This window comes from Nonomuraea sp. NPDC004702 (genome assembly GCF_053601695.1).
The window spans coordinates 1-2,138 of the sequence record NZ_JBSGCE010000184.1 but is presented as its reverse complement, the minus strand read 5'-3'; the positions used below and the strand labels follow the sequence as shown (position 1 = coordinate 2,138).

Below are 2,138 nucleotides of genomic sequence, written 5' to 3'. Positions count from 1 at the left end.
GCTGCTGGCCGTGGTCCTCATGCTGGGCGTCGCCGTCTATGTGGTCGCCGAGGCGATCGGCGCCACTCGAAGGCGACCAGCCGGTCTTCGGCCTGGTCAAGACTGGTGAAGTCGTTGGGTGAGACGACCTTTGCGCCGCACGATGGAGAAGAAGATCTCCACCTGGTTCAGCCACGAGGCACGCACCGGGTTATGCGCCATGACCGCGTTGGGAAACCGTGCGGTCAGCCGGTCCGCAGTGGGAGGAGCCGTTGTCGACGATCCAGAACACCCGCTTGGCCAAGGCGTACGGTTCTTGCGTCATGACCTGTTCGGCCAAGTCCATGAACGGCACGATGCCGGTCTTGGCCGAGCGGCGGCCGTAGAAGTGGGCGCGGTGGACGTCGTAGGCGGCCAGGTAGGCCAGCGCACCGTCGCGGTCGTAGTCGTGTTGACGCGCATCATCCACGATCTTCCTGGTGGCGGGGTGGGATGACAGCGGCAGCGCGCCTGGATGGAGATCTTCTCATCGGCGCTGATCACGTACTCGTCGTCGCCGGCCTGCTGCGCGACACGATCGGGATGAGCAAGCTGAGCGAGGTCCGTCTCGACCGCGCTACTGTCAGCGCGGACCGGGCGGCACGGGCGGCGTGGAGCAGCCCGTCCTGACACCGCGGGCCCTCAGCCCAGCGCCGCCGTACTCGGCCGCTCCAGCCTGGCCACCAACAGGGCGGCCCGCGGGCGGGAGATTGGCAGCCAGCCCAGCTCGGCCGGGCGATATCCCGCCGGGCGGCGTCGGGGACAGCCCTGAGGGGAACATGTCTCCCTGTGGAGATCGCGTTGCGAGCTCAGCGGGCCGGGCAGTCGCTGTCGCGCTGGCTGGCACCAATGGCCTTCACCGACTGGTCCGCGGCCCGGGTCACCTCCGAGTTGACGCGCGCCATCGTCGTCTGGGGCGTCGGTCATCAATGGCGGGTGCGGTGCGAGGTGCCCAGCCTGGCCGGGTTGCCCGGCGCGCACCCGGACAGGCCGGGATATCTGGACGTCGTCTGCGAGCGCTTGGACGGCCCGCCGATCGCCATCGAGATCGACCAGCACGATAAGCCGTGGTCACTTCGCAAGTTATTGGCCGAAGCCCAAGCCGGCGTGGTGCCTGTCTGGGTGCGCTGGGGAGAGCCCGGCACCCGCGCCGTACCGGCGCCGGTGGCCTTGGTCGAGCTCGCTACCCCCTACCGCCTGGCTGGGCCGACCGGACGGCGGCTGTACTCCAAAGTTGCCGTGGCGCCGCAGCCGTTACCGGCGCCCGAGAATTCGGCCGCCGCGGCTGCGGACGTCGCGCCTGTGGCTCGGTGCCGGGCCACGACCAAGGAAGGCCAGCCGTGCTCCATCGACGCGCGCCCTTCAGGGCTGTGCCATGTCCACGACCCCGAGGTGCAGTGCGGCGGCACGACGAGGAAGGGAAAGATCTGCGTCGTGCCCACGGGCGGAGGCAGATGTAAATACCATCTCGACCAGCCCCAGGATGCCCCTGCCCCGGTCCCTTTGTGGCTTCCCGATCTCGACGGGTCATAGCGGGGAATCGGGGCCCCTTGGTCCGGAGCGCTTCCAGGGCTGGCCGATGCCGCGATACTGCTCCACCGGGATGGGGTTGACGCCCTCGCGCATCCGGCTGGTGTACAGCCGAGCCGCGAGATGGTCGATCTCGTGCGCGACGAGGCGGGCCAGCCCATACGGGAACACGGTGATCTCCGTCTTCCCATCCAGGGCGGTGTGCTCGACTTCCAGGGTGAGCGGGCGGGGCACCTTGCCGCGCACGTCGAAGAAGGACAGGCAGCCCTCGTACTGCTCGTCGGTCTCGGTAGAGGTGTTGCTGATGCGGGGGTTGAGCAGCACGATCGCGTCGGCGTCGGGGTCGGGCGGGATGACGACGGCGGCGGCCCGGCCGATGCCGATCTGCGGCGCCGCCAACCCCACGCCCTTGGCCAAGACATGGAGTTCGCGCACCCGCTGCAGCGCGGCGAACAGCGCGTCGACCACCTCGCGGGCATGGTTGGCCTCGGCTGGCAGATCGAACGGCGTGGCGACGGCGGTCAGGATGGGATCGCCGGCCTCGCCGATGCGCCGTCCGGGGCGACCGCGACCTCGTAGTGCCTGGCCGC

At 69.6% G+C, this 2,138-nt stretch carries 4 protein-coding genes; 2 read left to right on the top strand and 2 right to left on the bottom strand.

Features of this window, described 5'->3' with window-relative positions:
- Window positions 1–190 precede the first annotated feature (190 nt).
- On the bottom strand, window positions 191–448 hold the full coding sequence (locus ACWEJ6_RS54620) for a hypothetical protein (protein ID WP_452433675.1): 258 nt from the start codon (window positions 446–448) through the stop codon (window positions 191–193).
- A gap of 23 nt (window positions 449–471) precedes the next feature.
- Between ACWEJ6_RS54620 and ACWEJ6_RS54615 the strand changes: the two genes are divergently transcribed.
- Together ACWEJ6_RS54615 and ACWEJ6_RS54610 are read left to right on the top strand one after the other, a co-directional pair.
- A complete protein-coding gene (locus ACWEJ6_RS54615) occupies window positions 472–648 on the top strand; it encodes a hypothetical protein (protein WP_452433673.1) in 177 nt (58 codons plus the stop codon).
- A gap of 159 nt (window positions 649–807) precedes the next feature.
- Entirely contained in the window at window positions 808–1,551 is a 744-nt protein-coding gene (locus tag ACWEJ6_RS54610) for a hypothetical protein (protein ID WP_452433671.1), read from the top strand.
- Here ACWEJ6_RS54610 and ACWEJ6_RS54605 read toward each other — a convergent pair.
- On the bottom strand, window positions 1,546–2,138 hold a 593-nt coding region (locus tag ACWEJ6_RS54605; protein ID WP_452433669.1), incomplete at its 5' end, for a peptide deformylase. The two genes, ACWEJ6_RS54610 and ACWEJ6_RS54605, sit on opposite strands and share 6 nt — an antisense overlap.

Coding starts and splice junctions, on each gene's coding strand:
- ACWEJ6_RS54615 (WP_452433673.1), top strand. CDS start 472: ATGACAGCGGCAGCGCGCCTGGATGGAGATCTTCTCATCGGCGCTGAT.